The organism is Spiroplasma sp. hy2 (genome assembly GCF_044714365.1).
Classification (GTDB): Bacteria; Bacillota_I; Bacilli_A; order Mycoplasmatales; family Mycoplasmataceae; genus Spiroplasma; species Spiroplasma phoeniceum.
This window is the reverse complement of record NZ_RXFZ02000107.1, coordinates 1-3542: the sequence shown is the minus strand read 5'-3', so window position 1 is coordinate 3542 and position 3542 is coordinate 1. Positions and strand designations below refer to the sequence as shown.

Annotated in this window: 3 protein-coding genes; all 3 read right to left on the bottom strand. The window is 25.2% G+C overall.

Going from position 1 to position 3542, the window contains the following annotated elements; translation table 4 throughout:
• Positions 1 to 277: 277 nt before the first annotated feature.
• Complete coding sequence (locus EHV01_RS04020; RefSeq protein ID WP_422066308.1) at positions 278 to 688, bottom strand: spiroplasma phage ORF1-like family protein; 411 nt, start codon at positions 686 to 688, stop codon at positions 278 to 280.
• 431 nt (positions 689 to 1119) lie between these two features.
• The gene (locus EHV01_RS04015; RefSeq protein ID WP_422066307.1) at positions 1120 to 2688 is read right to left on the bottom strand and encodes a PTS transporter subunit EIIC; all 1569 of its coding nucleotides are present in this window, start codon (positions 2686 to 2688) and stop codon (positions 1120 to 1122) included.
• A gap of 35 nt (positions 2689 to 2723) precedes the next feature.
• Positions 2724 to 3296, bottom strand: coding sequence for a hypothetical protein (locus EHV01_RS04010; protein ID WP_422066306.1), 573 nt, complete (start codon positions 3294 to 3296; stop codon positions 2724 to 2726).
• Positions 3297 to 3542: the final 246 nt, after the last annotated feature.

Below are 3542 nucleotides of genomic sequence, written 5' to 3'. Positions count from 1 at the left end.
AAATAAAAGATATTTTTGCTTTAATTTTTATAAAAAATCTTTACAAATTTAAAAAGCTTGATTTTACAGTTTATAAAGTGCTACACTTCATAGTACAATTTACATTTTAAAATAAAACTATAATTTAAAATGTTAAATTTTTAATATTATTTTGATAATCAAGGAAAGGGGCTCCGCCCCTAAGTCGCTCCGCGACTTTTACCCCTTTAAGTAAGGTGGTGTGGTGGTTTATCCACGCACCACCTTACTTTTTTTACTAACAACATTATATTTACTACTAAAAATAGCGTAAAAGTCCGTTAACCATTGCTAAAACTAAAATAGAACTTAACATAATTTTAAATGTGATATCAAACGCAAACAAATTACCAATATTATTAAATAATTCAGACACATTACTAAATACATGTACTATGCCATTAACAAAATTATAAACATCTTTCATACCCGGCAATTTATTTACTAACCAAATTGCAGCATTTTCAAAACAACCGCCAATATGAAATAAATCACATTGTTTATATGATATTTCTCAAATATTACCATTATTAATTTCATTATTTCAATCAGTAGCATTATAAATGCTAAAATTAAAACCAAAAATAGAAAATTGATTTTCTTTTATATCTAATGCACCAGAATAAAAAGTAAAAACATTAAAACCTTTATATTTACTAGTATCAGTCATATTCAACATTTTTATACTTTTATATAAATTATCATTTAAAGGTAAAATATCAGTTTGATATTGTCAATTTGAATAAAACGAATAATAATCACTAGCATTATTAATTTTATAAGCATTAGACTTCTTGCATAACTTAGTTATGCAAGAAGTCTATTATATTTTTTACTTATTCTACTTTTACATTTCTTAATATAATTCTAACTTATTTTTAGAAAGAATTAATTGTAACAAAAATGGGTTTATTGCTAATAAATTAAAAATTATAATCCCTTAAAATAAATAGCATTTCATATTTTCCACATTGCATAGTTTTTGTATAATAATTATAACATTCTAAAATATAATGTTAATAGATATTTAAAAAGTTCATGGAAAGGTGTTATTTTATAACACCTTTCCATGAACCTAAATAATAATATATTTGTTATCCATTAATGATTCCACATTTCATGATAATTCTTGTGAGTAATTCGTGGTAAAATCGTTTCTCTTCGACCAATAAAAGGATAATCAAAATAAAGAATTGCTTTCCAAAATATTGGCATAATAATAACAAATCAAATAAGAGTAAAGACTGGGACTCAGAAGAAATTAGTTCCTTTGGCCACTGGAATAATTCCTCTGTAAATAAAATCAATTAAACCATTAACAAACAATACTCAAATGTGCACATCAAGCATCGACATAAATAAACCATTAAGACCAGCAAGTGGCGTATAAACACAAAAATATAACATTGGTGAAATAAAGAAAGTAAATAAATTAATAATAACATTATTCCCTGTTAAAATGGTAACCACCACAATTGCTGTCATTAAAATTGCTGTTGGCATACGGTTTTCTTTTTTACTAGTTAAAATAATGGCCGTACTAATTGCTAACAAACCACCAAAGACAAACGCATAATTTGGTGGTAATTTTAGTTGTAATAAATGACCAAAATTACTAGATAAAAACCAATTATAAGTTTGTGCAGAATAACCATTTGCTTGTGGTAACCGGTCAATTGGTAGTAAATTAAGTCAATCTAAAATTGTTAAATGATGTTCTTCAAATGTTGGTTGGTTAATAAAATCCCACACTTTTTGAATTGTGGCATTATTCCAAGTATCATCAAAAATATTGTGTATTCAACCATAATGCACGGCAATATTTTTGAATAAATTTTCAAACTCTGTTTGACTTAATAATTCAGCATTTGGGTTAATAAATAAATTAGTAACAAGATCTTTAAAACCAAATGGAATTAATAATGTATTTAATAGTTCATAAACAAAAGCAGCTCCTAAAAAATGGTTTGCATTTTGTTGTCACATTCATTGATAAATATGGTTTAAAACAATTGCAATTACAATTCATAGTAATAAGAAAAATAACGCTAAGAACATACTTGCTAAAACAACAAGTAAGGTAACAAATGGAAAACCATTTAATAAACCAAATGGTTTTGCCAAGCGTAAATCAATACACTTAATGTAAATGTATGATGTAATAATTCCTACTGTTATTCCCCATAAAATTGACGTATTTAAAGTAACAAGGCCAAAACTTGAGCCTAAAAACATTGCTAAATTTTTACCTTGGTAAAAGAAGAGAATACTTGTTACATAAAGTTTTCCTTCTGGGATTATTTTATATTGAATTAATGCATATTGCATCACAATGAAAACTAAAAAGCCAGTAACAGCAATTGCTACAGCTTTTACATTGTTGGTAATACTAATCACTGTTACTAAACAAAAGATAATTGATAAATTGTTAAAGACTGCTTTTCCAATCTTAATACAAACATCACCAATCGTTAGGGCAACAAAATTACTAGTATATTCTTGTAAAATCATGCCAATTCCATAAATTAAAACAATTAATAATAATGGAATAATTATTAAAGTAATAATTTTAATAAAATATTCATAAATATTTCTAATTTTAATTTTATTACTATTGTTACGATAGCCTTTTCCGTTTTTTCTAATTTGATACAACCTATCAATTTTCAAAATTATTGTCTTTTCTTTACAAACAAATTAATTTTTTATTCATGGTAAAACTGGATTTTGTCAGTTTCTGAACTAAAAAATGGATAAGGCTTAATATATTGTTGTGAAATATTGATATTATATACAACACCAAAATTAATAATCTTCTTGTCTTCTTTTACTTGTCCAAGAACTGATAAACGAATAAAATCAGTAATATATTTTGATTCAATTGTCTTAATTATAAATTGACCATTTTGTTCTTGTAATTTAAAATCAGCAGTGTTAAAAGTATATTTTGACAAATCTTCTATTTTTTGGTCTTCTTTTAAATTAGTTTTCATACTTAATGTAGTAAATTTAAATTTTGGATATTTTTGAACAAATTCTGCTCAAGTCTTAGCATAGTTTCCATATTCAAAAACTAAAGCTTTTTGATTATTGACAAAACCAGAGGCAAGTTTTTGCGCAGGAAAAGTATCTGTTCCTGTCATACTTGCAATACTATATTCTACTGCCTCTTGTGCAAATTCATGCGCTTGAACTGTTGAAGTTCCTTTATTAATATTTGGCATACCTGCAACTGAAATCGTTGTCGCTGCAATCATTCCTAAAGTAAATCTTTTCATATTTAAAAACTCCTTATTTGTATATATTAAATTGATATTGTTGATAATTGATACATAGTTAATACATGGTTGATATAAAAATAGGAAATCCTATGAGATAATGATACCACATTTTTCTTTTAAAAAAGAAAAAAACTTCTTTAATTTTGTCGAAAACTCTTGATATTTATAAAATATACCTAAAATTAGGTATATTTTTAATATATGGAGGTAAATAATTAATGAAAAAAATAATTACAGAATTWA